1 protein-coding gene is annotated in these 506 nt (G+C 68.4%); it reads left to right on the plus strand.

The window, feature by feature from the left end:
* Window positions 1–192: 192 nt before the first annotated feature.
* Window positions 193–506: hypothetical protein (locus tag ACKGJN_RS16905; RefSeq protein ID WP_409540748.1), on the plus strand; the 314-nt coding region annotated here is incomplete at its 3' end.

Below are 506 nucleotides of genomic sequence, written 5' to 3' on the forward strand. Positions count from 1 at the left end.
GCGCACGGTGCAGCGGACCCTCGAGTCTCTCGCCGAGGCGGGCAAGGTGCAGTCCTACGGCCGCGGCAGGGCGCGCCGCTGGACAACCACGCCGCTGCCCGGAATCACGACAACCTTGTTACTCCCCGGCCCCCTGCCGGGCGATTAGGGTTGAAGCATGCAAGCAACGGCACGAGCAGCAAGAGAAAAACCATGAAAACATCCTCCGCTGAAATCATCCGCGAATACGGCCCCTTCCCGGGCGCCGAGGAGGTGGCCGGCGTCACCTTCGACGGCCGGCACGTGTGGTTCGCCTCCGGCGACAAGCTGAACGCCCTCGATCCGCAGAGCGGCGAGATCGTGCGCTCGATCGATGTCGCCGCGCACGCGGGGACGGCCTTCGACGGCACGCACTTGTTCCAGATTGCCGAGGACCGCATCCAGAAGATCGACCCGGCGACCGGCCGCGTGCTCTCGACCATCCCGGCCCCCGGCGGCGGCGGCGATTCGGGGATGGCTTGGGCGGA

It is taken from the genome of Gillisia xinjiangensis (assembly GCF_046298265.1).
Taxonomy (GTDB): domain Bacteria; phylum Bacteroidota; class Bacteroidia; order Flavobacteriales; family Flavobacteriaceae; genus Gillisia; species Gillisia xinjiangensis.